We start from the raw sequence: 26556 nt of genomic DNA, 5'->3' as shown, positions 1-26556 counted from the left end.
ATGCCTGATTTTCTTCTCAACGCGCTGCTCGCCGGCCTGGCCCTGGCCCTGGTGGCCGGCCCGCTCGGCTCTTTCGTGGTCTGGCGGCGTATGGCCTATTTTGGCGACACCCTTTCCCATTCGGCGCTACTCGGCGTCGCGCTGGGGTTGATGCTGGAGGTCAACCTGACCCTGGCGATAATCGTCTGCTGCGTGCTGCTAGCGGTGTTGCTGGTGACCTTGCAACAACGCCAGCCGCTGGCATCGGACACCCTGCTCGGAATTCTGGCGCACAGCACCTTGTCGCTGGGGCTGGTTTCGCTGAGTTTCATGCAGGATGTACGCATCGATCTGATGGGTTACCTGTTCGGCGATCTGCTGGCCGTGAGCCCGACCGATCTGGCCTGGATCGTCGCAGGCAGCGCGCTGGTCCTGCTCATTCTGATGCTGCTGTGGCGACCGCTACTGGCGGTGACCGTGCATGAAGAGCTGGCCAAGGTCGAAGGCCTGCCGGTTGCAGGCATCCGTCTGGCGCTGATGCTGCTGATTGCCATAGTCATTGCGGTGGCGATGAAGATTGTCGGCGTGCTGCTGATTACCTCGCTGTTGATCATTCCCGCCGCGGCTGCCCAGCGCCATGCACGCACGCCGGAACAGATGGCCTTCGGCGCCAGTCTGCTGGGGCTGCTGGCGGTGTGCTGCGGGTTGGCGTTGTCTTGGTATCAGGACACGCCAGCCGGGCCGTCGATCGTGGTGTCGGCGGCGGGGTTGTTCCTGCTGAGCTTCGCCTGGCCACGCCGCTCAGGCTGATGCAACGAGTAGAGTGGGTGCAACCCGCCACACCAACCTTTCAACGCTGCCGGGCATACGAACAGTCATGAACCCAACCGCGCCCCTGCGCTATCTCCAAGGCTACCCGGACGCTCTGCAACAGCAGGTTCGGCACCTGATCGCCGAACAGCGCCTGGGCGATTATCTCGCCCGACGTTATCCGCAGCGCCATCAGATTCAGAGCGACAAAGCGCTGTATGACTTCGTCCAGAAACTCAGGCAGGCACACCTGAAAAGCGCGCCGGGTATCGACAAGGTGCTCTACGACAATCGCCTGGACCTGACCCACCGCGCCCTTGGCCTGCACACCGCCGTATCGCGCGTGCAGGGCGGCAAGCTGAAGGCGAAGAAGGAGATCCGCGTCGCCGCGCTATTCAAGGAAGCGGCGCCGGAATTTCTGCGAATGATCGTCGTGCACGAGTTGGCACATCTGCGTGAGAGCGAGCACAACCGCGCGTTCTACAAACTCTGCGAACACATGATGCCCGGCTACGCGCAGACCGAATTCGATCTGCGCTGCTACCTGCACTGGCGTGAACTGGAAAGCGCCTGAGAGCGACACGCGATACCAGCGCCGCCAGGTGTGAACTGCCAACCTCCAAGAGCTTCGCCCCGAGGGCGGGCCTCCCACGACTGGCACGGCGCATGCCAAATCCAGTAGGAGGCCCGCCTCGGGGCGATTGCAAGCCGTAGGCCTGCCGGGTCGTCTGCTCGGGCGTTTAGGCCGGCACTTGATCCGCCGCAGGCTGACGCGCCCAGATGCGGTGTTGCGCCAGCGCCTGCGCGAACGCTACAAACACCGTGGCCACATCCCCATCGTCGCCTGTCACCAGGCCGGCATCTTCCGGCAGGTTAAGCGCCGTGAGCAGTTGCCGCGCATCGCCCAGCACGGCGATCGGTTTTAGGTGCTTGTAGGCTTCGAGCAGGTAGTGCTTGGCCACGCCGGACTTGGCCATGGCCTGCACGCTTTGCGCGCCGCCAGGCACGAACACCGCATCGAAGGCGATGGAAGGCATGCCGTCCATAGCCGCGTCGGGAGTGAGCATCTTGCCATCGGCCGTTTTCACCGGGGCCGGTGAGGGGCCGATCAGCTTGGCCAGCGCGCCTTCGCCAGCCAGCTTCTGCTTGAAGGCATCAATGGCGGCACCGTCCACGCCATTAGCGATGAGGATGGCCACCTTGCGCGATTTGATATTGCCCGACAGATGATTCATCAGGCTCAGCGCCGGTGAGCTGGCCGGTGTCGGCTGCTTGATGCTGACAGTCGGTGCGGTCGGCGGCGTTACGCCGATGTTCTCGGCCACCCGGCGCGCCAGCTCCAGATCGATATTGGCGAGGATCTCGTTAACCTGGCGCTCACGAATGAACACCCGCTCGACCTTGCCCAGCTCGAAGCTGTAGGCGCCGATGATGTGTTCTTTCTCCGGCGCGCTCATGCTGTTCCAGAACAGTGTGGCCTGGGAGAAATGATCCGCGAACGACGGGCTGCGCACGCGCACCTTATGTCCTTCCATGCGCTCCGGGTAGCTCTCGAAGCCACCGCCACTGGCCGCTGGTGGGGTTTCCTTCGGCCAGCCGCTGTCGATGGAATTGGGCTCGTAGTTGGCGCGGCCCTTGTTGATCGTTTGTCGATGAAAGGCGTCGCGCTGATTGTTGTGCGTGGGCGCGATCGAGCGGTTGATCGGGATCTCGTGGAAGTTCGGCCCGCCGAGGCGCAGCAGCTGGGTGTCGGTGTAGGAAAACAACCGGCCTTGCAGCAGCGGATCGTTGGTGAAATCGATGCCAGGCACGATGTGGCCGATGTGGAAGGCGGCCTGCTCGGTCTCGGCGAAGAAGTTGTCCGGGTTGCGGTTGAGGGTCATCTTGCCGAGCTTCTGCACCGGCACCAGCTCCTCGGGGATGATCTTGGTCGGGTCGAGCAGGTCGAAGTCGAACGTGTGTTCGTCGGCCTCTTCTACCACCTGCACGCCCAGTTCCCACTCGAAGTAGTCGCCCATTTCGATGGATTCCCACATGTCACGGCGATTGAAGTCCGGGTCTTTACCGGCCAGCTTCAGGGTCTCGTCCCAGACCAGCGAATAGGCGCCAGAGACCGGCTTCCAGTGGAATTTGACGAAGCGGCTGACGCCCTCGGCGTTGACCAGGCGGAAGGTATGCACGCCAAAGCCTTCCATTGCCCGGTAGCTGCGCGGGATACCACGGTCGGACATGGCCCAGATGACCATGTGTGCCGACTCAGGCGTCAGTGAGACGAAATCCCAGAAATTGTCATGAGCCGATTGGCCCTGCGGAATTTCGTTGTGCGGCTCAGGCTTTACCGCATGGACGAAGTCGGGAAACTTGATCGCATCCTGGATGAAGAACACCGGCATGTTATTGCCGACCAGATCGAAGTTGCCCTCGTCTGTGTAGAACTTGGTGGCGAAGCCGCGGACGTCACGCACGGTATCGGCTGAACCGCGCGACCCCTGCACGGTGGAAAATCGCACGAACACTGGCGTTTCCTTACCTTTGCCGGCAAGAAAAGACGCCTTGGTCAGCGCGCTGTGATCGTCGTAGCTGACGAATACGCCGTGGGCGGCGGTGCCGCGAGCATGGACGATGCGCTCCGGTATCCGCTCATGGTCGAAGTGCGTGAGCTTCTCGCGCATGATGAAGTCTTCGAGCAACGACGGGCCGCGCTCGCCAGCCTTCAAAGTGTTCTGGTTGTCGGCAATCTTCACACCTTGATTGGTGGTCAATGCCTCGCCGGTGGCATCGCTGCGTGATGCCTCGAGATCATCGAGTTTGGCGCTGTGATTCTTGCGATCGACGGTATCTGTACCCGCCAACTCGCTGTGCTTTGGATCTTTGTTGTTCGTCATGATGGGCCTCGGTTGAGCAAATGAGCTGAACCGCGAAAGGCCATGGCCGCTCTTGCTGGGGCCTGATGCATGGATCAATTCACGGCGTACCGGTTAGTGACCTGCGAAAGCTGTACAAGGTTGCGCCGTGCATCGATTTGCTCAGCCTATGGTTGCGATGGGTTGCTTCAATGAAGGCAGGTTCGCTACGCCGATGAGGCACAAACGCGTAGAATGCACGCCTTTCGCCGATTATCCCGGCACTGACGACCGCACCCACAAGGTTCGCCCGTGATCGAATTCCAGCAAGTCCATAAAACCTACCGGAGCGCCGGCCGCGAGATACCGGCGCTGCGACCGACCCAACTGGAGATCGGCGCTGGCGAAGTGTTCGGTCTGATCGGCCATTCCGGTGCCGGCAAAAGCACTCTGCTGCGCCTGATCAACCGTCTCGAAGAACCCTCCGGCGGACGCATTCTGGTCAACGGCGAAGACGTCACTGCGTTGGATGCCGATGGCCTGCGGCGCTTCCGCCAACGTGTAGGCATGATCTTTCAGCATTTCAATCTGCTGATGTCCAAGACCGTGGCGGATAACGTCGCCATGCCGCTGCGTCTGGCCGGCACTTACTCGCGTAGCGAGATCGACAGCCGTGTCGCCGCGCTGCTCGATCGCGTCGGCCTGAAGGAGCAGGCACGCAAGTATCCCGCGCAGCTTTCCGGCGGGCAGAAACAGCGCGTCGGCATCGCCCGTGCGCTCGCCACCGAGCCGGACATTCTGCTCTGCGACGAGGCCACCAGCGCGCTCGATCCGCAAACCACCGCCTCGGTGCTGCAGCTGCTGGCGGAAATCAACCGCGAATTGAAATTGACCATCGTGCTGATCACCCACGAAATGGATGTGATCCGTCGGGTCTGTGACCGCGTGGCGGTGATGGATGGCGGCGAGATCGTTGAACAGGGTGCGGTGACGGATGTGTTCCTGCATCCCAAGCATCCGACTACCCAACGTTTCGTGCTTGAAGACGAAGCCGTCGAGGAAGGCGAGCAACGCGACGACTTTGCCCATGTGCCGGGTCGCATCCTGCGTCTGACGTTCCAGGGCGAAGCCACCTACAAGCCGCTGCTGGGTACCGTCGCGCGGGAAACCGGGGTGGATTTCAGCATCCTTTCCGGGCGCATCGACCGTATCAAGGACACGCCCTACGGCCAGCTGACCCTGGCCCTGGTCGGCGGTGACATGGCGGCAGCGCTGGCGCGCTTGGATGCCGCGGACGTACATGTGGAGGTGCTGCGCTGATGGAAGCTTTGCTAGCAAACGTCGACTGGTACGAAATCTGGCTGGCGACGCTGGACACGCTGCTGATGCTTGGCGGTTCGCTGCTGTTCACCATTCTGCTCGGCCTGCCGCTGGGCGTGCTGCTGTTCCTCACCGGCCCGCGCCAGCTGTTCGAGAACGGTCCGCTGTACGCCTTCCTCTCGCTCGTGGTCAACGTGCTGCGATCGCTGCCGTTCATCATCCTGCTGATCGTGATGATTCCCTTCACGGTGCTGATAACCGGTACATCATTGGGTGTAGCTGGGGCAATTCCGCCGCTGGTGGTGGGTGCTGCACCGTTCTTCGCGCGCCTGGTGGAAACCGCCCTGCGCGAAGTGGACCGCGGCATCATCGAGGCGACGCAGGCCATGGGCGCCACGACTCGGCAGATTATTTTCAGCGCCCTGCTACCCGAAGCGCGCCCCGGCATCATCGCTGCCGTTACCGTTACCGCAATCACGCTGGTGTCCTACACCGCCATGGCTGGCGTGGTGGGTGCCGGCGGGCTTGGCGATCTGGCCATCCGCTTCGGTTATCAACGCTTCCAGACCGACGTCATGGTGGTCACAGTCGTTCTGCTGCTGGTACTGGTGCAGGTGCTGCAAAGCGTCGGCGACAAGCTGGTGACGCATTTTTCCCGTAAATAATTGCCCTAGTTAACGCATGTTCAACCACAGATGGCGGCGCCTGTGCGCCACATCGATAAGGAGCCATCCATGAAAAAACTGCTTGCCGCCCTCGCCGCTGTTGCGGCCTTCTCTGCACATGCCGCTGACGAACTGAACGTCGCCGCCACCGCCGTCCCGCACGCGGAAATTCTCGAATTCGTCAAACCGCAGCTGGCCGAGCAAGGCGTGGAGCTGAACGTGAAAGTCTTCACCGACTACGTGCAGCCGAACATCCAGGTTGCCGAGAAGCGTCTGGACGCCAACTTCTTTCAGCACCAGCCGTACTTGGATGAATTCAACAAGGGCAAGGGCACCGAACTGGTCAGCGTCGCTGGCGTACACATCGAGCCCTTCGGCGCCTATTCCGACAAATTGAAGTCACTGGACGAGCTGCCCGATGGCGCCACCGTAGTCATCCCCAACGATGCCACAAACGGCGGCCGCGCCCTGCTGCTGCTGCAAAAAGCAGGCGTTATCACGCTGAAAGAAGGCGCCGGCATCACCGCCACGCCGAAAGACATCGCCGAAAACCCGAAGCACATCAAGATCCGTGAACTGGAAGCCGCGACCCTGCCGCGCGTGCTGACTCAGGTCGACCTGGCGCTGATCAACACCAACTACGCGCTAGAAGCCAAGCTCAATCCCACCGAAGACGCCCTGGTCATCGAAGGTAGCGACTCGCCTTATGTGAACATCCTCGTCGCCCGCCCGGATAACAAAGACAGCGCCGCCATGCAGAAGCTGGCCCAAGCCCTGCACAGCGACGCGGTGAAGCAGTTCATCAACGAGAAGTACAAGGGTGCGGTCGTACCAGCGTTCTAAGCGGATGATCCGCCGATCGCGCCGATCGGCACCCACCAAGGCCCGCCTGGCACATGCCAGCGCGGGCTTTTTTATTCTTCCGCGTGGCTGAGACCCGGCTTGATGGGTTTCACCGACCTTCGTTTCCCGATCAGCCTATTCCAGCGCCAATACCGCCGGCAATTGCTCGGCAAGTTTTTCTGGGCGCAGTGGGGCGCGGATGAAGCCGCGCAGGCGACCGTCCGGACCGACAAGTGCAAGGTTGCCGCCGTGATCGACGGTGTAGTTTTCTTTCGAGGTGTCGGCCGGGATGAACGGGACACCGACGGCGTTGGCCAGGGTCTGGATGTCATCCAGCGGGCCAGTCAGGCCGATGAAGCCGGCACCGAAATAGTCGAGGTACTTTTTCAGCTGTTCCGGGGTATCGCGTTCGGGGTCGACGCTGACTAGGATCGGCTGCATCCGCTGGCGCACTTCTTCCGGTAGCTTGCCGCGCAGCTGCCGCAGCTCGGCGAGGGTGGCGGGGCAAATGTCCGGGCAGAAGGTATAACCGAAGAACAGCAGGTTCCAGCGTCCTTCGAGCTGATCCATCGATACCGATTCGCCGTCCTGGTTGGTCAACGTCAGGTCTGGCACATCACGCCCCTGCGGCAGCATGACAATACCCGCATCGAGCAGCTCGGCGGTGTCGAGTTGCTGCTCCGTATTGAGCACCTTGTAGACGGTCAAGCCAATGACCAGCGCAACCAACGCCACGAGGATGAATACGGTTTTCTGGATGCGTGTCATGAAGGTCCTTGGCTGCCTGCTAGATGTTTAGCAGCAGATAATGATCAACCAGCAGCGCGATGAACAGCGCGAACAGGTACCAGATGCTGAATTTGAAGGTCTTGATTGCCGCGTGAGGCCGGCTGTCGCGGTAGAGTACGACGGCCCAGAACAGAAAACGCGCGCCCAGCAGCACAGCCGACGCCAGGTAAAGCGGGCCGCTCATGTGAATGGCGAAGGGCATGAAGCTCACCGCCAACAGCACCGCGGTATAGAGCAGGATGTGCACCTTGGTGTAGTGCTCGCCATGGGTCACCGGCAGCATTGGGACATTGACCTTGGCGTATTCCGCCTTGCGGTGGATCGCCAACGCCCAGAAGTGCGGCGGCGTCCAGGCGAAGATGATCAGCACCAGCAACAGTGGTTCAGCGGTCACCTGGCCCGTTACCGCGACCCAGCCGAGCAGCGGTGGCGCAGCACCAGCCAACCCGCCGATGACGATGTTCTGCGGCGTGGCGCGCTTGAGGAAACCGGTATAGATCACCGCATAGCCGATCAGCGAGGCCAGCGTCAGCCAAGCCGCCAGGGCGTTGGTGAAGGCCAGCAGCAGGCCCATCCCCGCGACACTGAGCAGCAGCGCGAACAGCAGTGCCGCCGCTGGCGAGACCCGCCCTTCGGCCAGCGGTCTTTTGTGGGTGCGCGCCATGACCGAATCGATGCGCCGGTCGACCACATGGTTGACCGCCGCCGCTCCGCCGGCGCAAAACGCGATTCCGAGATTACCGAAGAGCAGCACCGTCCAGGGCACGCCGGCGCGCGTGGCGAGAAACATGCCCACCAAGGACGTGATGAGCATCAGCAGCACCACTTTCGGCTTGGTCAGTTCGAGGTAATCGCGCCAAGTGGCCTGGACGCCGCGTTCGCTGAGTAGAGTCGTCGCCATGGGGATTCTCCTTCTGGTCAAGCGCGAGGCAGGTCGAGCCCGCCCGTGGTATTCGAAAGGGTTCGTGGCGTCGCGTGCGGCTGCGCCATGGCATAAGGCCGGCGCGCCACGTAGAGGCGATGGTTGATCAGGACGCAGACCAGCAGCAGCAGCGCGCCACCGGCGTTGTGGGCGACGGCTACTGCCAGCGGCAGGTTGAGCAGCACGTTGCTGATACCGAGGCCGATCTGCAGCGTCAGCGCGGCCAGCAACAGCCCGGCAAGACGCGCCATGCCATGGCACCAGAGCTGCCAGGCGAGAGCCAACAGCACCAGCGCTACGCTCAGCGCGCCAAGACGGTGGGTGAAATGAATAGCGGTGCGCGCCTCGCCGTAAAGCATGCCTCCCAGGTAGTTGGGGCCAATATCATGCTGGGCCAGATTGAAGGCGTTGGCGAAATCCATCTGCGGCCACCATTCGCCATGGCAGGTAGGGAAATCAGTGCACGCGACGGCCGCATAGTTGCTGCTGACCCAGCCACCAAGGGTGATCTGAGCGATCACCAAGACCAGCGCACCGGCTGCCAGCGCGCGCAGCCTGGTCGGCAGCACGGGCAGGTCAATGTGCTTGCCCGACAAACGCAGACTCAGCAGAAACAGCAAGCTCAAGGTGGTGAAGCCACCCAGCAGATGTGCGGTTACTACCTGTGGCCAGAGTTGCAAGGTCACGGTCCACATGCCGAAGGCTGCCTGGGCGATCACCACCGCCAGCAGCAATAGCGGCAACTTCAGCGGTTGCTCCGGCAGCGACCGACGGCGCACGGCTTGCACGGTGAGTCCGAGAATCACCAGCCCCAGCGCGCCGGCGAAGTAGCGATGGACCATCTCGTTCCAGCCCTTGTGCACCTCCAGCGGGGCCTCAGGGAAGCGCAGCGCCGCCAGGCTCTGCGCTTGCTCGCTCATGGGCACGGCGAGAAAGCCGTAGCAACCGGGCCAATCAGGGCAGCCGAGCCCGGCGTGGGTCAGGCGGGTGTAGGCGCCGAGCAGTACCACCACAACGGCCAGCAGCGTGGCGAATACGGCAAGGCGATAACCGGGGCGTGACGTTTGCGGCATAAGGTCCTCGTTTCACTCGGGCTGGAGGCTGGGCGATCAGTCTTTAGTCGTTGCTGAGCCTTCAACCCGACAGCCCCTTCTTCGTTTCGTGTTGCCATCTGTACTTGGTTTCCCCCCCGTCCAGCCTCCAGCCTTTATCGTTCTTATCGTCTTTATCCAATCTGGGAGATTTTCAACAAATGCTTCAGGTCGTCGAGGATGGCCTTGCCGTTGGCTTTCGCGTCGTAGCGCAGCACCAGGTTGCCGTGCGGGTCGACGATCCACAGCTGTGCGCCGCCGGGTGCCTCGGGGTGGCGGGCATACACCGCTGGGTCCAGTGAATAGCGCTGCAATTGCGGGTATTCGCGCTGGAGGCGCTGCGCGTAATCGGCAGCCAACGTCTGCCCGCTGGCCAGGGCATGGCTGGCGCGCCCGGCTTCACGCGCCAGGCCGATATTGATCTGCCGCGCCAGATAGACCAGTTGCTGACAGGCCTCGTCGCAGCCGTCCGGGGCGGTCACCAGCAGCTCCCAGCGCGGCTCGGCCGCTACCGGCGCGGTCACGCCGAGCGCGTCGCGGCCCTGACCGGTAGCGACGAGCGTACCGTCGTAGGTTCGGGTTTCCGGCACCCAAAAGTCGAAGCGGTACATCGCCGAGGCCAGCAGCATCGGCCCGATCACTACCGCCAGGATCAGCAGCAGCTGAAGCCGCCCGCGACGCCGATGAGGCGCGGAAGGATAGATTGTCGGATTCATCGCATTCACTGCTTGCTCCCCCGTGCCTGATGCACGCCGAAATAGATGAACAGCGCCAGCAACGCTGCCGCCAACGCAAACCACTGCACGGCGTAGCCCAGATGTTGCTGCGGACGCATGGCGGTGATCGGCCAGTCGGCGCGGTAGGCCGCCGGGCCCGGCTCCAGTCGCAGCTCGTACTTGATGCCATCGCGCCCAAGCAACTCCCACAGCGCCTCGACGTCGACGTGATTGATCAACCGTGGCCAGCCTTCCGCCATTCGGCTATTGAGGATGAACGGCTTTCCAGTGGGTGCGTAGGTCCAGGCGGCCAGCTTCAGCGGACGATCCGGGGTGTCGAATTTCGGTGGGATTCGCCGATCCGGCCAAGGTATCCAACCGCGGTTCACCAGGACCCAGCGACCGCTGGGCTGATCTTGAAAGGGTTGCAGCAGCTCGACACCGACCTGACCGTCGCGCGTGCGGCTGTCCAGCAAAAAGCTGTGCTCGGCATCGAAGCTGCCCTGTAGATAGATGCGGCTGTAGGCGGGATCGGCAAGCTGTTCGATCTGCTCCGGACTCACGGGCGCGGCTTGTTCGCGAGCCTCCTGACGCGCCAGCATGTCTCGCTTCTGCTCTCCGCGCTCCAGCTGCCAGAAGCCCAGCCAGACCAGCAACGGTAGCAAGGTCAGCACCACCAAAGTCGGCACCAGACCGGGTTTGAAGCCGTTCATGCCCTGCCCTGCGGCGTATCGATCCGGCTGGCTATACTGCACCCCCACTTCTCCCCGTTCACCTATCACGGCGGACCCGCTCATGCTCAAGGCGGCAATTGTTCTGTTATTAGTAGCCACGCTGGTCAGTCTGTTCAGTGGTTTGTTCTTTCTGGTCAAAGACGAGGGCAAATCCTCTCGCCTGGTGACCGCATTGTTCGTTCGCGTCTCCCTCTCTGCCCTGACGGTCGCGCTCATCGCCTGGGGTTTTTATACCGGTCAGTTGCAGCCGGGTTTCGGTTAAGACACATCCTTAAAACTCCATGATGGGCTTCACCCACCCTACGACCCTGGCGGGTGCAACCTACGCATCGTGCAAAACCGCATCGGCGCGTCACACCCGCCTACAGAGACGGTTCGCGTCTTGCCTCGTCCAGCCTCCGGCCTCCCGCGCCGTTGTCGGCTTTAAAGCACGTAGACAAAGATGAACAGACCGATCCACACCACGTCGACGAAGTGCCAGTACCAGGTCGCGGCCTCGAAACCGAAGTGCTGCTCAGGCGTGAAGTGGCCACGAAAACTGCGCACCAGCATCACCGTCAGAATAATTGCGCCCATGGTCACGTGAGCGCCGTGAAAGCCTGTGAGCATGAAGAAGGTTGCGCCGTAGATACCCGAGCCAAGCGTCAGCCCGAGTTCGGTATAAGCGTGCACGTATTCCTCAGCTTGCAGGGCTAGAAACGAGGCGCCGAGGAGCACGGTCAAACCCAGCCCCAACTTGAGGTGCTTGCGATTTCCCTTGCGCAGTGCGTGATGCGCCCAGGTCACGGTAAAGCTGGAGCTGACCAGCAAGAGGGTGTTGATCAGCGGTAATCCCCAAGGACTGATGGTGCCTTCAGGCGCTGGATAGATTTGGGGATCCGGGTTGTTCAGCAGCGGCCAGGTGTATTCGAAATTGGGCCAAAGCATGTTGCTGACGCCTTTGTCGCCATCGCCACCGAGCCAGGGGCCGGCCCAATAGCGGACGTAGAAAAGAACGCCGAAAAAGGCAAGAAAGAACATCACCTCGGAGAAGATGAACCAGCTCATGCCCCAGCGGAACGAACGGTCCATCTGCGCGCTGTAGAGCCCGGCACGACCCTCGCGAACCACCGAGCCGAACCAGCCGAACATCATGTAGGCGATCAGCAACGCGCCGATAAAGAAGATCAGTGGACCGTTGGATTCCGCGCGCTCGGCCTTGAGATCGTTGAACCAGGTGCCGAGGCCATAAACGGTGACCAGCAGTGCAATCGTGGCGATGATCGGCCACTTGCTCTGGGCGGGAACGTAGTAATTCTCGTGCGGTGTGGTCTGTTGGCTCATTGCAGACTCTCCTTCGTCGCCACCGCGGACGCCTGATCAACGACGGCGACGGGAGGTTGGCGAGACGTGATGTCGAACAGGGTGTAGGCGAGCGTCAGGTGACGCACATCTGCGGGTAGATCACGATCGACGATGAAACGCACCGGCATCTCGATGCGCTCACCGGGCTGCAGCACTTGCTGGGTAAAGCAGAAGCACTCGGTCTTGTGGAAAAACGCCGCCGCCTTGGATGGCGACACGCTGGGCACCGCCTGCGCCGTCATCGGCTTATCGGTTGGGTTGTAGGCGATGAAGCGCATCTCCCGGCTGGACCCGGGGTTCACGCTGATCTGGTCGGCTATCGGCTTGAATTCCCAGACCATCCCCGACGCATTGGTGGCGAGGAACTGCACCCGCACCTCGCGTGCCTCGTCCACCGTCTGCGTGCCTTCGTAAGCGCCGGCCGTCTTGCCGTTGATGCCGAAGGCCTTGCACATCACGTCGTAGATCGGCACCAGCGCGAAGCCGAAAGCGAACATCGCCACCACGACGAGCAGCAGACGGCGCACCAAACGGGCGGTGGGCAGGGAATCGCTCATTGCATCCTCCTCGCATTGGGCCGTTTATCGTGCACAGGCTTCGGCTTGGCACCCTTGCACTGGTGGGCTGAAGCCCACCCTACAATGCTTTCGCAGCCACTCTGGTGGGCTGAAGCGGAGCGCCGCCCGGCCCACCCCGCGAAGGACTCGCCGCTATACGGATGGCGTAGGGTGGGCTTCAGCCCACCAATGCAGCTAGCGGCCAACTCCCGAGCAGCTGCAGCGCACGCCATTGAAGCCACCGTTCGTCCAGCCTCCGGCCTCCAGCCTCCAGCGGCTCCATTATTCATGCTTGGGCCCCGTCCGATGCTCATGCAGCTCCTCCACACTCGGCGGCACGCTGAAGGTGTGGTAAGGCGCGGGCGACGGCACGCTCCACTCCAGTCCTTCGGCGCCGTCCCAGGGTTTAGCCGCAGCCGCCGGGCCGCCGCGGATGCACTTGATGACGATGAACAAGAACAAGAGCTGAGTGGTACCGAACATGAAAGCGCCGATGCTCGAGACCATGTTGAAGTTGGCGAACATCATGTTGTAGTCGGGGATCCGCCGCGGCATGCCGGCCAGCCCGACGAAGTGCATCGGGAAAAACGCCAGGTTCATGCCGATAAAGCTCATCCAGAAATGCAGCTTGGCCAACGTCTCGTCGTACATATGCCCGGTCCACTTGGGCAACCAGTAGTAGGCCGAGGCGAAGATGCCGAAGATCGCGCCGGGCACCAGCACATAGTGGAAGTGCGCCACCACGAAGTAGGTGTCGTGGTATTGGAAGTCCGCCGGGGCAATGGCCAGCATCAGCCCGGAGAAGCCGCCAATGCTGAACAGGATGACGAAGGCCACGGCGAACAGCATCGGCGTCTCGAAGGTCAGCGAGCCACGCCACATGGTCGAGACCCAGTTGAACACCTTCACTCCGGTCGGCACTGCGATCAGCATGGTCGCGTACATGAAAAACAGCTCGCCGGTCAGCGGAATGCCGACCGTGAACATGTGGTGCGACCAGACGATGAACGAGAGGAAGGCGATCGCCCCGGTGGCGTAGACCATCGAGGTGTAGCCGAACAGCGGCTTGCGGCTGAACGCCGGGATGATCGAACTGACCGCGCCGAACGCCGGCAGGATCATGATGTACACCTCGGGATGGCCGAAGAACCAGAACACATGCTGGAACAGCACCGGATCACCGCCGCCCGCGGCGCTGAAGAAACTGGTGCCGAAGTGGATATCCATCAGCATCATGGTCACCACACCGGCAAGCACCGGCATCACCGCGATCAGCAGGAAGGCCGTAATCAGCCAGGTCCAGACGAACAGCGGCATTTTCATCAGCGTCATGCCGGGGGCGCGCAGATTGAGGATGGTCGCCACCACGTTGATCGCGCCCATGATCGAACTGATGCCCATCAGATGGATGGCGAAGATGAAGAAGGTCACCGACTCCGGCGCGTAAGTCGTCGACAGCGGTGCATAGAAAGTCCAGCCGAAGTTGGGCCCACCTCCCTCCATGAACAAGGTGCTGACCAGCAGGGTGAAGGCTGCCGGTAACAGCCAGAAGCTGAAGTTGTTCATCCGCGGCAGGGCCATGTCTGGCGCGCCGATCATCAGCGGAATCATCCAGTTGGCCAGGCCGACGAAGGCCGGCATCACCGCGCCGAATACCATGATCAGGCCGTGCATCGTGGTCATCTGGTTGAAGAACTCCGGCTGCACGATTTGCAGGCCCGGCTGGAACAACTCGGCGCGGATGACCATGGCGAAGGAACCACCAAGGAGGAAGGCGCAGAAGCTGAACCACAGGTACATCGAACCGATGTCCTTGTGATTGGTGGTCAGCACCCAGCGCATCAGCCCCTTGGCCGGGCCATGGTGATGGTCATGCCCGGCATGACCATGATCGTCGATCACTGCACTCATCGCCGCCTTCCTCTTATTGACTGGCTTCTTCGGCCTGTTTGAAGTCGAGCACGTCTTTCGGCGTGACCATGTCGCCCTTGTCGTTGCCCCACGCGTTGCGTTCGTAGGTCACCACGGCAGCGAGGTCGACCTCCGACAGTTGCGGGCCGAAGGACGGCATTGCCGTACCCGGCGATCCTTTGACGACGATGCTCAAATGGTCTTCCGCTTCGCCAGTGGCGATGGGCGAACCCTTAAGTGCAGGGAACATCGGTGGCAGGCCTTCACCGGTCGGCTGGTGGCAGGACGCGCAGTTGGTCTGGTAAACGGTCTCGCCGCGGGCGACCAGCTCTTCGAGCGTCCATTCCTTGCTGGTCAGCTCGGCGAGCTTGGCGGCCTCGGCCTTCTTCTCGCCCAACCAGGCGGCGTAGTCTTCCTTTGACTTCACATCCACGACCACCGGCATGAAGCCGTGGTCCTTGCCGCACAGCTCGGTGCACTGGCCGCGGTAGATGCCGGGCTCATCGATGCGGGTCCAGGATTCGTTGATGAAGCCGGGAATCGCATCCTTTTTCACCGCCAGGTCCGGTACCCACCAGGAATGGATGACGTCCGCCGAGGTGATCAGGAAGCGCACCTTGGAGCCGACCGGAATGACCAGCGGCTGGTCCACCTCCAGCAAGTAATGCTCGCCCTTGGGCGCAAGATTGTTGATTTGGTCGCGCGGGGTGGTGAGGTTGCTGAAGAATTCCACATCCTCGCCCAGGTACTTGTAGTGCCACTTCCACTGGTAGCCGGTGACCTGAATATCGACATCCGATTCGGACGCGTCGTAGATGTGGATCAGCGTACGGGTCGCCGGTACCGCCATGCCGACCAGAATCAGCAGCGGAATGATGGTCCAGAGCACCTCGACCTTGGTGTTCTCGTGAAAGTGCGCCGATTCCAGCCGCTTGGAGCGGCGGTGAGCGAACATCGACCAGAACATCACCGCGAACACCAGCACGCCGATGATCACGCAGATCCAGAAGATGGTCATGTGCAGATCGAAAACGGAGCGACTGACCTCTGTGGCACCGGAGCGCATATTCACGTCCCAGGCCGCCTGGGCCTGACCGAATAGCGACCACAGCCCAATCCCCATCCAGACTCGTGGATGTCGCGACATTGCGGGTTCCCCTTATGGTTCTTGTTATCCCGCCGACTGCTTCGGTCCGATCACCAACGAGCAACACGCTCGATTCAATGACCTGATCAGGCTCCGACCTGGCTCCCCCCAATTCCTGGTTGCCAGGCGGCGCTTTGCATGGACAGTCGGATTCAATCGGTACGCTTACGAACGGAGTATAGACAGCGATCCCGGACTGGCAATTTCGTCAGACTCTCGTTCAGTTCAGGCGCTGGCTTCAGCTTCTGCGGGATCATCGTTCTTCTTCACACCGCGAATATTCATCAGTGCCAGACACACCTGCAGCGTGATCAGCGCCCATGCTTGAGCGTGCCAACCCCAAATCACCCATAGCAGGTTGCTCAGCAGAAAACACCAGAACCCCACCGTACGCCGCCCCGGCTTCAGCGAGCCGATCAGCCAGGCCGCCAGAACCGTGACCACCATTGCCGGCCATTGCAGCAGGTCGATCCAATCCACATTGCCTCCGAGAATGCGTATGCGCGCCGGGCCATACCGGCGCCGCAGCAATACAGAGATTGGTGCGCGGCGCGCTGCGTATAGTTCCGGCGAGCCGCCTTGCGGTGTTTCCGGTGAGGTCCTTAGAAAAGAACCGTTTGGCAAGGTCGCGGGGATAGCGGGCCTGTCTCAAGCGCAAAAGCATCGCGCCGGGGCGGCCCTCCCACAAAGAGCGAAAAACCGCGCCGCCGCAATTTTTTGTAGGAGGCGCGACCCGCGGCGAATGCAGGCCGCAGGCCTGCCAGCCCTGTAGGGTGGGTTTTAGCCCACCGAAGGTGTTTCGCTACCGCTAGGCGAGATTCCATGGCACGGGTTTGAAGGCGATTTGTTCTGGCGTATTGAACGGCACGGCACCAAGTTTCGGTGGGCTGAAGCGGAACGCTGCCCGGCCCTCCTACGATAGTCAGGCAGGCGGGCGCGATTGACGTGGGGTCCAGCATTCGGCCGCGGCAGGCTCAGATCAGGCTCATCTGCTGCCCGGGCGGAGCGAAGCGACTGCAGTCGAGGCCATAGTTCTGGTCCCGGCGGTTGTAACCCAGCCGTTTGCAGGCCAGTTGAAAGCGCTGGGCGAGCAACTGAGCGAACTGCCCTTCGCCGCGCATACGGCTGCCGAAGCGGCTGTCGTAATCCTTGCCGCCGCGCGATTGCCGCACCAGGCTCATGACGTGGGCGGCGCGCTGTGGGAAATGCTCCTGCAGCCATTCATCGAACAGCGTGGCTACTTCATGAGGCAGCCGCAGCATCACGTAGCCGGCCGAGCGCGCGCCAGCGTCCCGCGCCGCTTCGAGCATGCGTTCCAGCTCCATGTCGTTGATCATCGGAATCATGGGTGCGCACATCACGCTGACCGGCACACCCGCCTCGTGCAAGCTGCGCAACACTCGCAGTCGCGCCGAAGGCGATGCCGCGCGGGGCTCCATAATGCGTTTGAGTTCATCGTCCAAGGTAGTCAGGCTGACTGAAACACTAGCCAGGTTTTGCTCGGCCAGCGGCACCAGCAGGTCCAGATCACGCAGCACCAGCGACCCCTTGGTAATGATGTGTACCGGATGCTTGAAGCGCAGCAGAATTTCCAGCGCCTGGCGCGTCAATCGCTGCTCGCGCTCGATCGGTTGATAGGCATCGGTATTGACCCCCAGCGCAATGGGCTGCGGCACGTAGCCGGGCTTGCTCAGCTCTTGCTCCAGGCGCTCGGCGAGGTTGGTTTTGGCGATCAGGCGGGTTTCAAAATCGATCCCCGGCGACATATCCCAATAAGCGTGACTGGGCCGCGCAAAGCAGTAGATGCAGCCGTGTTCGCAACCACGATAGGGATTTACCGAGCGATCGAAGCCGACATCCGGCGACTGGTTACGGGTGATGACGGTTTTCGCCGTCTCGCTGCGCACCTCAGTGGCGCGGGTCGGCGGCACGTCCTGCTCCCAACCGTCGTCGTACGCTTCGCTATGCGTCGGAGCGAAGCGGTTGTCGGGGTTGACCGCGGTGCCGCGACCGCGCGGTGTGGTTTTTGGTGCGAACATGGCGGGCTCCGAAATACTGTATATAGATACAGTATCAGAGCCAGACGTTGCATCGCCAACATCAATATGCCCGCCCGTCGCCGTAGGGTGGATCGCGCCTCATCGATTCACCCTACGGCGCACCGCCCGGCCAATCGGAGCACGCGCGTCCTAACGCAATCGGTGGGTATGAACATCGACATCCGCCCTACATCGCGGAATGGCGTCAGCTAGAACGACGACGCACCTGCACCTTGCTGTACTCAGCTTCCGCACCGTCGCTGAGCTGAATGAGGCCACGCTGCGCCAGCTCGCGGGCACGCCAGTAGAGAAACAAGTCGGTGGGAAAGAAGCCATCGCAGCGGCCCATGACCTCGGCCATGGCGCGAGCCAGTGGCATCCAGTCGTCGCTGCAAGCTGCTACCAATTCGTCGTCGATCCGCGCGTTGCTCTCACCCACGAAACGACCGTCGATCCAGCGACGTATCGCAGCGTTCTCTTCAGCGACGGTCCGCCATTGGCTGGCGAGGTCGGCGATGCGAGCCGGCTCGACGAGGCGCGTTTGATAAAGCGCAGCCAGAGCATCCAGCGCATGCATGGACACCGCCATGCGCGTGCCGACACGACTATCGCCCGTGCCGCAAACGACCTCGTGCAGCGGTATCGCAGCACCTTCCAATGCCGCCGCCACGCGGGCCAACATCAGTTGTTCGGAGGCGCTGTCGCCATGCCAGACCGTTACCGGACGCGACTGGCCAGGCAGCCCTGCCAGCCACTCGGCATCTTCGTCGACTCCTGCGAAATCAGGCCGAGGCTCCAGTCCGACGGGCCAAACCTCCTTCCAGAAGTCCGATCGCATCGCACACGGGCGCCTTTCGATATCAGCAAGCGGGCCGACAGCCAGATCGTCACGCAGCACGCGCACCTCGTCGCCAGCGCTTTCGTCCACCAGCTGCCGGACGCTGTCAGCGGCAAGGTCGCCACAGGTGAGATGCCACATGGCAAATCTCCCGTCGATCAGTCGGATTTTTTCTTCAGCTTCGGATTCGGGAAGAACTGCACGGCCTGCACCTGCGGGTCGGCGGGTTTCGGCTTGGCCTGATTGACTCGCGTGCCCAACTCCGACGGCACAGACTGGCCCTGGGCGTTGAGGGTGTCAGCGTAGCCGCACTCGACGCACTCGCGATGCGGCACGCCATCGACATCCCACATCTTGATGCTGTCGCTGGCGCTGCACGCCGGGCACACGGCACCGGCGATGAAGCGTTTGGTTGTCGTTACCTTAGCATCGTCGCTCATGCCACTTCCTCGGTCAGGCCGAGGTGGCGTAGCAGCGCATCGGTAGACGGCTCGCGGCCCCGGAAATCAACGAACAGCACCATCGGTTCCTGCGAGCCGCCGCGCGCCAAGATGGCAGCGCGGAAAGCGCGCCCGGTTTCGGCATTGAACACGCCTTCCTCCTCGAAACGCGAAAAGGCGTCGGAAGACAGCACTTCGGCCCACTTGTAGCTGTAGTAACCCGCCGCGTAACCGCCGGAGAAGATGTGCGCGAAACTGTTGGGGAAGCGATTGCTGGCGGGCGGACGCATCACCGAGACCTCGTCACGGATGCTTTCCAGCACTTCGAGCACGCTGCGGCCGTCGCCGTGGGTGGCGTGCAGTTCGAAGTCGAACAGCGAGAACTCCAGCTGGCGCACCATCACCAGGCCAGACTGGAAATTCTTCGCCGCCAGCATCTGGTCCAGCTTGTCCTGTGGCAGCCGCTCGCCAGTCTGGTAATGACCAGAGATGAGCGCCAGACCCTCCGGCTCCCAGCACCAGTTCTCCATGAACTGGCTCGGCAGCTCCACCGCGTCCCAGGCCACACCGTTGATGCCCGAGGCGCCGGCATGCTCGACCTGGGTCAGAAGGTGATGCAGCCCGTGGCCGAACTCATGGAACAGCGTGGTGACTTCATCGTGGGTCAGCAGCGCCGGGCGCTCGCCCACCGGCGGGGTGAAATTGCAGACCAGATTGGCCACCGGCGTCTGCAGCGTACCGAGGCAAGTGCGGCGCTTGTCGCGGGCGCCGTCCATCCAGGCGCCACCGCGCTTGTTGGAGCGGGCGTAGAGGTCGAAGAAGAATCGCCCAACGTGCTCGCCCTTCTCGCGAATCTCGAACAGGCGTACATCCGGGTGCCAGCTGTCGAAGTTTTCCAGCTCGTGGATTTCGATCCCGTACAGGCGCTGGACGATGGCGAACAGCCCGGACAGCACCTTGTCGACCGGAAAATACGCGCGCAGCTCTTCCTGGTTCAGGCTGTAGCGTTGCTGACGCAGCTTCTCGCCGAAGTAATTGCCGTCCCAGCTCTGCAGATCGCTCACGCCTTGTTCGGCGGCGAAGTCGCGCAGCTCCTTGAGGTCGCGCTCGGCGAACGGCTTGCTGCGCTTGCCCAAGTCGCGCAGGAAGCCCAGCACCTGATCGGTGCTCTCGGCCATCTTGGTCGCCAATGACAGCTCGGCGTAGTTGCCGAAGCCCAGCAGCTTGGCCAGCTCCTGGCGCAGGTCGAGAATTTCTTCCATCACCGGACCGTTGTCGAACTGGCCGGCATTCGGGCCTTGATCGGAGGCGCGGGTGGAGTAAGCGACGTAAACCTCTTCGCGTAACGCTCGGCTGTCGGCATAAGTCATCACGGCGTAGTAGCTGGGAAATTCCAGACTGATCAGCCAGCCGTCGAGGCCTTTGGTCTTGGCGGCTTCAGCCATCTGCGCTTTGGCCGAGTCGGTGATGCCGGCCAGCAGGCTTTCATCGGTGACGTGCTTGGTCCAGGCCTGCGTCGCATCGAGCAGTTGATTGGAAAACTTGCTGCCCAGTTCGGCGAGCTTCATGCGAATCGCGCCGAAACGCTGCTGCTCGGCCGGTGGCAGGTCGATGCCAGACAGGCGGAAGTCACGCAGCGCATGTTCGATGATGGTGTTCTGCGCCACATCGAAGCCGTCGGCTTCCGGGCTCAGCGATAAGGCCTGGTAGGCCGCGAAGAGATCGGCGTTCTGCCCGAGTTCGGTGGCGTATGCCGACAGCTTGGGCAGACACGCCTCGTAGGCGGCGCGCAGTTCGGGGTTGTTGCGTACGGCATTGAGGTGGCTGACCGGGCCCCAGGCGCGGCTGAGCCGCTCGTTCATCTCGTCCAGGCCAATCACCAGATTGGACCAGTCGAGGCTTTCGGCCGGGCGGCTAAGCAGTTCCTGCAAGGCGACACGGTTGTCGCCGAGGATGGCATCTACCGCCGGCTCGACATGCTCCGGGCGAATCTCCGAATAGGGCGGCAGGTCGAAATCCCGAAGCAGCGGGTTGGTATCGGTCACGGCAGTTGCCCCTTTTGAATGGTTAATCACCGGCGCATGTTAAAGACAAATGCCCGACCGCGCAGCCTGGAAACGAGGCGATAGAGCCGCTCTATGTACGACGAAACGGTGCAGTTGCGGGCATGCGTACCGCTATTGGACAGCTGTCTGCTCGGGCAATTCGGGGCGACGCGCATAGCGCTGGGCGAGCACCGTGCAGACCATCAACTGAATCTGGTGGAAGATCATAAGCGGCAGAATGATCATCCCCACGGCATTGGTGGCGAACAGCACCTGCGCCATGGGCACGCCGGTGGCGAGGCTTTTCTTCGACCCGGCGAAGATGATGGTGATGCGGTCTTCCAGATCGAAGCCCAGCCGCTTGGCGAGAAATTGCGTCAGCCACAGGACGATCGCCAGCAACAGGCAGCAGGCCAGTAACAGGCCGAGCAGATGCGTGAGCGGCACCAACTGCCAGAGGCCTTCGACCACCGCACCGCTGAAGGCGACGTAGATCACCAGCAGAATCGAGCCTTGGTCGACGCTCTTCAGCCAGCCCTTGTTACGCGTCACCCAGGCACCGATCCAGCGCCGCGCGATTTGCCCGGCGACGAAGGGCACCAGCAGCTGCAGGACGATCTTGCCGATGGAGTCCAACGTCGAACCGGCCTCGCCTTCGACGCCCATCAACAGCAACACCAGCAGCGGCGTGAGGAAGATGCCGATCAGGCTGGAGGCGGCCGCGCTGCAGATCGCCGCCGGAATGTTGCCACGCGCCAGCGAAGTAAAGGCGATCGCCGACTGCACCGTAGCGGGCAACGCGCAGAGATAGAGCATGCCCAAATACAGCTCATCGCCCACCAGCGGCGTCAGCACAGGCTTTAATGCCAGCCCCAGCAGCGGAAACATGACAAAGGTGCAGGCGAACACCAGCAGGTGCAGACGCCAGTGGCCGGCGCCCGCCAGAATGGCCTCGCGGGATAACTTGGCGCCGTGCATGAAAAACAGCAACGCAATCGCCAGCGTGGTCAGCCAGTCGAAGAACACCGCACCCCGTCCTTCGCACGGAAACACCGTGGCGATCGCCATGACCGCGAGCAGGGCGAGGGTGAAGTTATCGAACAGTATGCGGAGCTTGGACATCTCGAATCCTTTGGTCTTGCGGGCAACGGGGAACGACCTTAACGTGGGCGCCATCTTCCGACTAACGCCAAGCAGGCATTAAATGTCGTCAACCGGACAAAACACCGCATTGATTACCCGCATTGGAGAGCTCAAGCAGCTGCCACGCCCGGTGTATGGCCAACTCGATTCGCCACCCAACCTCAAGCTCGGCTATCGCCACAGCCACCCTTGGGTGCAGCTGTCCCATGCGGTGGAGGGCGTGCTCGAGGTGCGCACCGAAAGGGGTCGGTTCATCGCGCCGCCCTTGCGGGCAGTCTGGATTCCCGCCGGGATAACCCATCAAGTGTTTTGTGCGCCGGATACCTGCATTCGCAGCCTGTACATCGATCGCAGCGTGGCCGGCGATGCGTCCGAGCACTGCCGGGTGCTGCAGGTCAGCCCACTGCTACGCGAACTGATCCGGCACTTCAGCACCCTGCCCGAAGCTTACGCCGAAGACGGTGCCGATGGACGATTGGTGCAGGTACTGCTGGACCAGCTAGGCAGCGCGCCGGAAATCGAACTGGTGCTGCCACTGCCCGCCGAACCGCGCCTGCACCGCCTGTGCAAGAGCCTGCAAGCGCGGCCCGATTCGCAGGAAGGCTTGGCAGACTGGAGTCAGACCCTGGGCGTGTCCGAGCGCACCCTGAGCCGGCTGTTCCTGCGCGAAACCGGGCTGAGCTTTCGTGCCTGGCGGCAGCGCCTGCGTCTGCTCAGCGCGCTGCCGGCGCTGGAAAGCGGCGAGCGGGTTACCGACGTGGCGCTGGGCTGCGGTTACGAGTCCCTGTCGGCGTTCATCGCCGCGTTCCGCGAGCAATTCGGCGCGACACCCGGTGAATTCTTTCGCGATGCCAAACGCCAAAATCAGCCATAAGCTTCAAGCTAGAAGTCTCAGCTTGAACCGCGTCCCCTCTCAGTCCGTAATTGGACGTTCATTCACCACAGGAGCCTGCCCCATGCCCATCCGTACCTATCAAGATCACACGCCGAAGCTCGGCGAGCGCGTCTTTGTCGACCCCAGCGCCGTGCTCATCGGCGATATCGAAATCGGCGAAGACAGCTCCGTCTGGCCGCTGACCGTGATCCGCGGCGACATGCACCGCATTCGTATCGGCGCGCGCAGCAGCATTCAGGACGGCAGCGTCCTGCACATTACCCATGCCGGCCCCTTCAACCCGGACGGATTTCCGCTGGTCATCGGCGACGAGGTGACGGTCGGCCACAAGGTCACCCTGCACGGCTGCACCCTGGGCAGCCGCATCCTGGTCGGAATGGGCTCGATCGTGATGGACGGTGCGGTAATCGAAGACGAAGTGATCATCGGCGCCGGCAGCCTGGTGCCACCGGGCAAGACACTGGAAAGCGGCTACCTCTACGTCGGCAGTCCGGTAAAACAGGCCCGTCCATTGACCGACAAGGAGCGCAGCTTCTTCAGCTACACCGCCGGCAACTACGTGAAGCTAAAAAATCTGCACATGGCAGAGGGGGCTTAACGGCAGCCGAAAGCCTCACGCTTGAAGCAGCCGCGAATTTGGCGGCCGTTGGCGCTCCTGCCTCATGAATTCGAAAGCACTCGTTTGTGTGCATATGTGGAAAACGCACACACGAAACCGTACTTTTTGTGCATGTTTGCCCCCAATAACGCTGCTGCGCCCCGGTGCCGCAGGACAAAACAACACTGACGAGCCGTATATGCACCAATCCACCCTCCTCTTCGACCTCGACGGTACCCTCACCGACCCGCGCGAAGGCATCACTCGCTCGATCCAGCATGCGCTGGCGCAGTTGGGGATCGACGAGCCGGACCTCGCCAAGCTGGAGCCCTTTATCGGCCCGCCCTTGTTACAGGCTTTCATGCAGTTCTATGGCTTCGACGAGGCACGTGCGTGGGAAGCGGTGGGGCATTACCGGGAGCGCTTCAAGGCCACCGGCCTTTACGAGAACCTGCTGTTCGACGGCGTGCTGGAGATGCTCGAACACCTGCGCGGACAAGGTCGCACGCTCTATGTGGCGACTTCCAAGCCCTCGGTGTTCGCTCGCGAGATCGCCCGGTATTTCGCTTTCGATCATCACTTCAAGGTCATCTACGGCAGCGAACTGGACGGTACTCGCACCAACAAGGTCGAGCTGATCGCTCATCTGCTGAACGAAGAAAAGCTGGAGGCGGGCCACACGTTGATGATCGGTGATCGCAAGCATGACCTGATTGGCGCCCATGCCAACGGGCTACAGGCGGCAGCGGTGGGCTATGGCTTCGGCAGTCACGCCGAGTTGATGGCCGAGTCGCCCGCCTATTACTACGCCACGCTGCAGGAGTTGCGCACGGCGTTCGCCTGATTCCGGGAGCCACCGAGCCACGCTTCAGACGATCGCAACTAATCGCGCTCGGGGCCGAAGGTCACCGGAGGCGAGCCATCGGCGTTGATCTGCTCGACACGCAGCGGCCGACCTTCGGCGTCGAGCCGAACCCGCCCGATACCTGCCCCGTTCCACAATCGCTCGCCGGAGCGGCTGCGGCTCGGCAGCCACGGCTGGACCCGCACGCGACGGCGCTTGGTAAACCAGTTCAGCGGTGAGCGCGGCGAATACAGCCAGCGGTTGAGCCGGTCGAAGATATCCAGCAGGCGGCGCGGAAATTCGTTCTTCACGCCGCTGCTGGTGATCTGCCAGAGCTTGGGCCCCTCGGTGCGACCGCGTATATGCACCTCGTAAGCGAAGGAGTAGTGCACGTCGCCGGACAGGATCACGTAGTTACCCGGCGTTCGGGTATGGCGAAATATATTGAGCATGACCTGGGCCGCGCCCCGGTGGGCCATCCAGTTCTCGGCATCGACCAGCAGCGATTGCCCCGCCCAGCTGAACATCCGCTGCACGGTCTCGATCAGCTTCACGCCAAACATCGGCGCCGGCGAGACGATGATCACCGAGCGGTGATCGAGCAGATGCTGCTGGAAGTCCGTCAACGCTTCCCAATCCATCAGGCCCGAGGGCCTGCTGAGGTTGCGCTCGTTGCGCCAGCGTCTCGTTCGGGTGTCGAGCACCACCAGCGCCGGCTCGCTCGGCAGCACGTAGCCCCAGTCGCCGCGCTGCAGCAATTCATCGATCAACTCGTTGTGCAGGCTGCAGTCGAGTCGTCCATCCTCTCCGCTCGTCAGCAGATATTCGACCGCTTGCAGCGCTGGGCCATAGGCCTCGGGCTCGTTGCCCCAGGCCTGGCACACGAGGTAGCCGAGCAGCGCGTTGCCAATGATTCGCCGCGAAAAGGGATGGCCGTATGCGGTTTGCTCCCAGCGGGCGCTGAGATTCCAGTCGTCGGTGATGTCGTGATCATCGAAAATCATCAGCGACGGCAAATGCGCCAGCACGCGCGCGACCTGCGGCAACCCGGCGCGAAAGGCCTCCAGGCAGCGCGCTTCTTGGGCATACCGCTCGGCCAGTTCCTCGTCCAGTTGCGGCGCGCGCGTTTCGATCAGCTTCCAGGGCTCCGGCGACCAGACCAACAGGTACATGGCCAGCACCTCGGCCAACGAAACCAGGTGGTTATGTGCACTGGTGGTGGTGAAGATTGGCTTCTCGACGCCGCCGAAGAAGCGCTCGCGCAGCGCCTCGTTGGACTTGAACGCTGGCAGCAATTGTTCACGCCGATAGTAGGTCGCCGGATGCGCCATCAGCTCGTCGCTGTCGGCGACCACCGCGCCCTCCAGGCACTCACCGTACAGCCCGAGGCGGCGGATCAGCGCATGAATCGCCACCAGCGTCGGCCCTGCCACATCGTCGACATATACCTGATCGCCAGTCATCAGCAACGCTGCCGGCCAACGTTCGGGGGCTTCGCGCGCCTCACCCAGCAGGGCGTCGACCACTGCCAGCCCGTCCGCCGCGTCGTGGTGCGGTTTACGACAGGAGCCATGCAGCAGGTCGTCGTACCGTGAGCGTACAACGAACGCCGGTCGTCGGGCGCCGTCGTAAATCAGCTGTTGCGCCCAATCGGCCATGCGCTGCTCGCCATCGCCGCGGATGATCAGCAAGTCGTATTCGATCAGTTGATCGCAGGGCAGCGGTGCGTCGAGCGGCACATCGATCAGATGCAGCCACGCCTCGGTCCCGATGCGCAGATAACGGCAGGCATCGCCATCCAGACTAAGTGTGCGCGGCGGCTCGCCGGCAGCTTGCAATTCCAGACGTAACTTCAGCGGCTCGCTACCGACCAGCCAGAGCACCAGCCGATCGGCCTGCAGCCGACGCAACAGCGGCCCGGCGAGAACTGGCGGAAGGGATGGCGGCGTTTGGGATACGGCGGGATCGTTCATTCAGCGGCTCGTTGAACTGCGGTTGAGGCTCAGAGTGTACCGAACGACTTCGCACCACTCGGTATCGGTG

Annotated in this window: 26 protein-coding genes; 9 read left to right on the top strand and 17 right to left on the bottom strand. The window is 62.2% G+C overall.

From position 1 onward, the window contains the following. Positions 1–789, top strand: coding sequence for a zinc ABC transporter permease subunit ZnuB (gene znuB / locus AC2LD7_RS01500; RefSeq protein ID WP_484596091.1), 789 nt, complete (start codon positions 1–3; stop codon positions 787–789). 67 nt (positions 790–856) lie between these two features. Continuing rightward, on the top strand, positions 857–1363 hold the full coding sequence (locus tag AC2LD7_RS01495; protein ID WP_484596090.1) for a YgjP-like metallopeptidase domain-containing protein: 507 nt from the start codon (positions 857–859) through the stop codon (positions 1361–1363). Positions 1364–1529: 166 nt separating this feature from the next. Here AC2LD7_RS01495 and katE read toward each other — a convergent pair whose 3' ends face one another. Continuing rightward, a complete protein-coding gene (gene katE, locus AC2LD7_RS01490; protein WP_484596089.1) occupies positions 1530–3752 on the bottom strand; it encodes a catalase HPII in 2223 nt (740 codons plus the stop codon). Between the two features lie 192 nt (positions 3753–3944). On the opposite strand from katE, the gene AC2LD7_RS01485 reads away from it, so the two are divergent. The 3 genes from AC2LD7_RS01485 (at position 3945) to AC2LD7_RS01475 (ending at position 6460) form a co-directional block, all read left to right on the top strand. Continuing rightward, complete coding sequence (locus tag AC2LD7_RS01485; RefSeq protein WP_484596088.1) at positions 3945–4952, top strand: methionine ABC transporter ATP-binding protein; 1008 nt, start codon at positions 3945–3947, stop codon at positions 4950–4952. Continuing rightward, positions 4952–5617 (top strand): methionine ABC transporter permease, encoded by a 666-nt coding sequence (locus AC2LD7_RS01480; protein WP_484596087.1) that lies wholly within the window; start codon positions 4952–4954, stop codon positions 5615–5617. The genes AC2LD7_RS01485 and AC2LD7_RS01480 overlap by 1 nt, the downstream gene beginning before the upstream one ends. A 69-nt stretch (positions 5618–5686) precedes the next feature. Beyond that, positions 5687–6460, top strand: coding sequence for a MetQ/NlpA family ABC transporter substrate-binding protein (locus tag AC2LD7_RS01475; RefSeq protein ID WP_484596086.1), 774 nt, complete (start codon positions 5687–5689; stop codon positions 6458–6460). Positions 6461–6595: 135 nt separating this feature from the next. Here AC2LD7_RS01475 and AC2LD7_RS01470 read toward each other — a convergent pair whose 3' ends face one another. From AC2LD7_RS01470 to AC2LD7_RS01450, 5 genes are all read right to left on the bottom strand, one after another. Beyond that, complete coding sequence (locus tag AC2LD7_RS01470; RefSeq protein ID WP_484596085.1) at positions 6596–7228, bottom strand: SCO family protein; 633 nt, start codon at positions 7226–7228, stop codon at positions 6596–6598. A gap of 19 nt (positions 7229–7247) precedes the next feature. Further along, positions 7248–8150: a heme o synthase gene (cyoE, locus tag AC2LD7_RS01465; RefSeq protein ID WP_484596084.1), complete on the bottom strand. Its 903-nt coding sequence runs from the start codon at positions 8148–8150 to the stop codon at positions 7248–7250. A 17-nt stretch (positions 8151–8167) separates the two neighbouring features. Next, positions 8168–9244, bottom strand: a complete 1077-nt coding sequence (locus tag AC2LD7_RS01460) for a COX15/CtaA family protein (RefSeq protein ID WP_484596083.1) — start codon at positions 9242–9244, stop codon at positions 8168–8170. A gap of 152 nt (positions 9245–9396) precedes the next feature. Continuing rightward, complete coding sequence (locus AC2LD7_RS01455) at positions 9397–9978, bottom strand: hypothetical protein (protein ID WP_484596082.1); 582 nt, start codon at positions 9976–9978, stop codon at positions 9397–9399. A gap of 5 nt (positions 9979–9983) precedes the next feature. Continuing rightward, on the bottom strand, positions 9984–10691 hold the full coding sequence (locus AC2LD7_RS01450) for an SURF1 family protein (RefSeq protein WP_484596246.1): 708 nt from the start codon (positions 10689–10691) through the stop codon (positions 9984–9986). A gap of 82 nt (positions 10692–10773) precedes the next feature. Here AC2LD7_RS01450 and AC2LD7_RS01445 point away from each other — a divergent pair, with 82 nt between their 5' ends. Further along, positions 10774–10974, top strand: coding sequence for a twin transmembrane helix small protein (locus AC2LD7_RS01445; RefSeq protein WP_484596081.1), 201 nt, complete (start codon positions 10774–10776; stop codon positions 10972–10974). Positions 10975–11135: 161 nt separating this feature from the next. On the opposite strand, the gene AC2LD7_RS01440 is transcribed toward AC2LD7_RS01445, so the two are convergent. From AC2LD7_RS01440 to AC2LD7_RS01395, 10 genes are all read right to left on the bottom strand, one after another. Beyond that, positions 11136–12035 carry a cytochrome c oxidase subunit 3 gene (locus AC2LD7_RS01440; protein WP_484596080.1) on the bottom strand — a complete coding sequence of 300 codons (900 nt, stop codon included), beginning with the start codon at positions 12033–12035 and terminating at the stop codon, positions 11136–11138. Next, complete coding sequence (locus AC2LD7_RS01435) at positions 12032–12613, bottom strand: cytochrome c oxidase assembly protein (RefSeq protein ID WP_484596079.1); 582 nt, start codon at positions 12611–12613, stop codon at positions 12032–12034. Before AC2LD7_RS01435 ends, AC2LD7_RS01440 begins: the two co-directional genes overlap by 4 nt. Positions 12614–12895: 282 nt before the next feature. Beyond that, positions 12896–14524: a cytochrome c oxidase subunit I gene (ctaD, locus tag AC2LD7_RS01430; protein WP_484596078.1), complete on the bottom strand. Its 1629-nt coding sequence runs from the start codon at positions 14522–14524 to the stop codon at positions 12896–12898. Between the two features lie 13 nt (positions 14525–14537). After that, positions 14538–15671, bottom strand: a complete 1134-nt coding sequence (coxB, locus tag AC2LD7_RS01425) for a cytochrome c oxidase subunit II (RefSeq protein WP_484596077.1) — start codon at positions 15669–15671, stop codon at positions 14538–14540. Between the two features lie 225 nt (positions 15672–15896). Next, positions 15897–16151, bottom strand: a complete 255-nt coding sequence (locus tag AC2LD7_RS01420) for a hypothetical protein (protein WP_484596076.1) — start codon at positions 16149–16151, stop codon at positions 15897–15899. Between the two features lie 494 nt (positions 16152–16645). Beyond that, positions 16646–17710: a PA0069 family radical SAM protein gene (locus tag AC2LD7_RS01415; RefSeq protein ID WP_484596075.1), complete on the bottom strand. Its 1065-nt coding sequence runs from the start codon at positions 17708–17710 to the stop codon at positions 16646–16648. 205 nt (positions 17711–17915) lie between these two features. Further along, a complete protein-coding gene (locus AC2LD7_RS01410; protein ID WP_484596074.1) occupies positions 17916–18689 on the bottom strand; it encodes a DUF1835 domain-containing protein in 774 nt (257 codons plus the stop codon). A 17-nt stretch (positions 18690–18706) separates the two neighbouring features. Then, positions 18707–18988 carry a YheV family putative zinc ribbon protein gene (locus tag AC2LD7_RS01405; RefSeq protein WP_484596073.1) on the bottom strand — a complete coding sequence of 94 codons (282 nt, stop codon included), beginning with the start codon at positions 18986–18988 and terminating at the stop codon, positions 18707–18709. Beyond that, entirely contained in the window at positions 18985–21033 is a 2049-nt protein-coding gene (gene prlC, locus AC2LD7_RS01400; protein WP_484596072.1) for an oligopeptidase A, read from the bottom strand. Before prlC ends, AC2LD7_RS01405 begins: the two co-directional genes overlap by 4 nt. A gap of 132 nt (positions 21034–21165) precedes the next feature. After that, positions 21166–22155 (bottom strand): bile acid:sodium symporter family protein, encoded by a 990-nt coding sequence (locus tag AC2LD7_RS01395; RefSeq protein ID WP_484596071.1) that lies wholly within the window; start codon positions 22153–22155, stop codon positions 21166–21168. Between the two features lie 82 nt (positions 22156–22237). Here AC2LD7_RS01395 and AC2LD7_RS01390 point away from each other — a divergent pair, with 82 nt between their 5' ends. From AC2LD7_RS01390 to AC2LD7_RS01380, 3 genes are all read left to right on the top strand, one after another. After that, positions 22238–23050 (top strand): AraC family transcriptional regulator, encoded by an 813-nt coding sequence (locus tag AC2LD7_RS01390; protein WP_484596070.1) that lies wholly within the window; start codon positions 22238–22240, stop codon positions 23048–23050. Positions 23051–23132: 82 nt separating this feature from the next. Beyond that, positions 23133–23669 carry a gamma carbonic anhydrase family protein gene (locus tag AC2LD7_RS01385; RefSeq protein ID WP_484596069.1) on the top strand — a complete coding sequence of 179 codons (537 nt, stop codon included), beginning with the start codon at positions 23133–23135 and terminating at the stop codon, positions 23667–23669. Positions 23670–23868: 199 nt separating this feature from the next. Further along, positions 23869–24513: an HAD family hydrolase gene (locus tag AC2LD7_RS01380; RefSeq protein ID WP_484596068.1), complete on the top strand. Its 645-nt coding sequence runs from the start codon at positions 23869–23871 to the stop codon at positions 24511–24513. A 38-nt stretch (positions 24514–24551) separates the two neighbouring features. On the opposite strand, the gene AC2LD7_RS01375 is transcribed toward AC2LD7_RS01380, so the two are convergent. Then, the gene (locus AC2LD7_RS01375; RefSeq protein ID WP_484596067.1) at positions 24552–26486 is read right to left on the bottom strand and encodes an alkaline phosphatase D family protein; all 1935 of its coding nucleotides are present in this window, start codon (positions 26484–26486) and stop codon (positions 24552–24554) included. Positions 26487–26556: the final 70 nt, after the last annotated feature.

The organism is Stutzerimonas sp. (assembly GCF_982611455.1).
Note: the sequence above shows the minus strand (reverse complement) of the source record. Positions and strands in the feature narration are given on the sequence as shown.

Coding starts and splice junctions, on each gene's coding strand:
- znuB (WP_484596091.1), top strand. CDS start 1: ATGCCTGATTTTCTTCTCAACGCGCTGCTCGCCGGCCTGGCCCTGGCC.
- AC2LD7_RS01495 (WP_484596090.1), top strand. CDS start 857: ATGAACCCAACCGCGCCCCTGCGCTATCTCCAAGGCTACCCGGACGCT.
- AC2LD7_RS01480 (WP_484596087.1), top strand. CDS start 4,952: ATGGAAGCTTTGCTAGCAAACGTCGACTGGTACGAAATCTGGCTGGCG.
- AC2LD7_RS01475 (WP_484596086.1), top strand. CDS start 5,687: ATGAAAAAACTGCTTGCCGCCCTCGCCGCTGTTGCGGCCTTCTCTGCA.
- AC2LD7_RS01470 (WP_484596085.1), bottom strand. CDS start 7,228: ATGACACGCATCCAGAAAACCGTATTCATCCTCGTGGCGTTGGTTGCG.
- cyoE (WP_484596084.1), bottom strand. CDS start 8,150: ATGGCGACGACTCTACTCAGCGAACGCGGCGTCCAGGCCACTTGGCGC.
- AC2LD7_RS01460 (WP_484596083.1), bottom strand. CDS start 9,244: ATGCCGCAAACGTCACGCCCCGGTTATCGCCTTGCCGTATTCGCCACG.
- AC2LD7_RS01455 (WP_484596082.1), bottom strand. CDS start 9,978: ATGAATCCGACAATCTATCCTTCCGCGCCTCATCGGCGTCGCGGGCGG.
- AC2LD7_RS01450 (WP_484596246.1), bottom strand. CDS start 10,691: ATGAACGGCTTCAAACCCGGTCTGGTGCCGACTTTGGTGGTGCTGACC.
- AC2LD7_RS01445 (WP_484596081.1), top strand. CDS start 10,774: ATGCTCAAGGCGGCAATTGTTCTGTTATTAGTAGCCACGCTGGTCAGT.
- AC2LD7_RS01440 (WP_484596080.1), bottom strand. CDS start 12,035: ATGAGCCAACAGACCACACCGCACGAGAATTACTACGTTCCCGCCCAG.
- AC2LD7_RS01435 (WP_484596079.1), bottom strand. CDS start 12,613: ATGAGCGATTCCCTGCCCACCGCCCGTTTGGTGCGCCGTCTGCTGCTC.
- ctaD (WP_484596078.1), bottom strand. CDS start 14,524: ATGAGTGCAGTGATCGACGATCATGGTCATGCCGGGCATGACCATCAC.
- coxB (WP_484596077.1), bottom strand. CDS start 15,671: ATGTCGCGACATCCACGAGTCTGGATGGGGATTGGGCTGTGGTCGCTA.
- AC2LD7_RS01415 (WP_484596075.1), bottom strand. CDS start 17,710: ATGTTCGCACCAAAAACCACACCGCGCGGTCGCGGCACCGCGGTCAAC.
- AC2LD7_RS01410 (WP_484596074.1), bottom strand. CDS start 18,689: ATGTGGCATCTCACCTGTGGCGACCTTGCCGCTGACAGCGTCCGGCAG.
- AC2LD7_RS01405 (WP_484596073.1), bottom strand. CDS start 18,988: ATGAGCGACGATGCTAAGGTAACGACAACCAAACGCTTCATCGCCGGT.
- AC2LD7_RS01395 (WP_484596071.1), bottom strand. CDS start 22,155: ATGTCCAAGCTCCGCATACTGTTCGATAACTTCACCCTCGCCCTGCTC.
- AC2LD7_RS01390 (WP_484596070.1), top strand. CDS start 22,238: ATGTCGTCAACCGGACAAAACACCGCATTGATTACCCGCATTGGAGAG.
- AC2LD7_RS01385 (WP_484596069.1), top strand. CDS start 23,133: ATGCCCATCCGTACCTATCAAGATCACACGCCGAAGCTCGGCGAGCGC.
- AC2LD7_RS01380 (WP_484596068.1), top strand. CDS start 23,869: ATGCACCAATCCACCCTCCTCTTCGACCTCGACGGTACCCTCACCGAC.
- AC2LD7_RS01375 (WP_484596067.1), bottom strand. CDS start 26,486: ATGAACGATCCCGCCGTATCCCAAACGCCGCCATCCCTTCCGCCAGTT.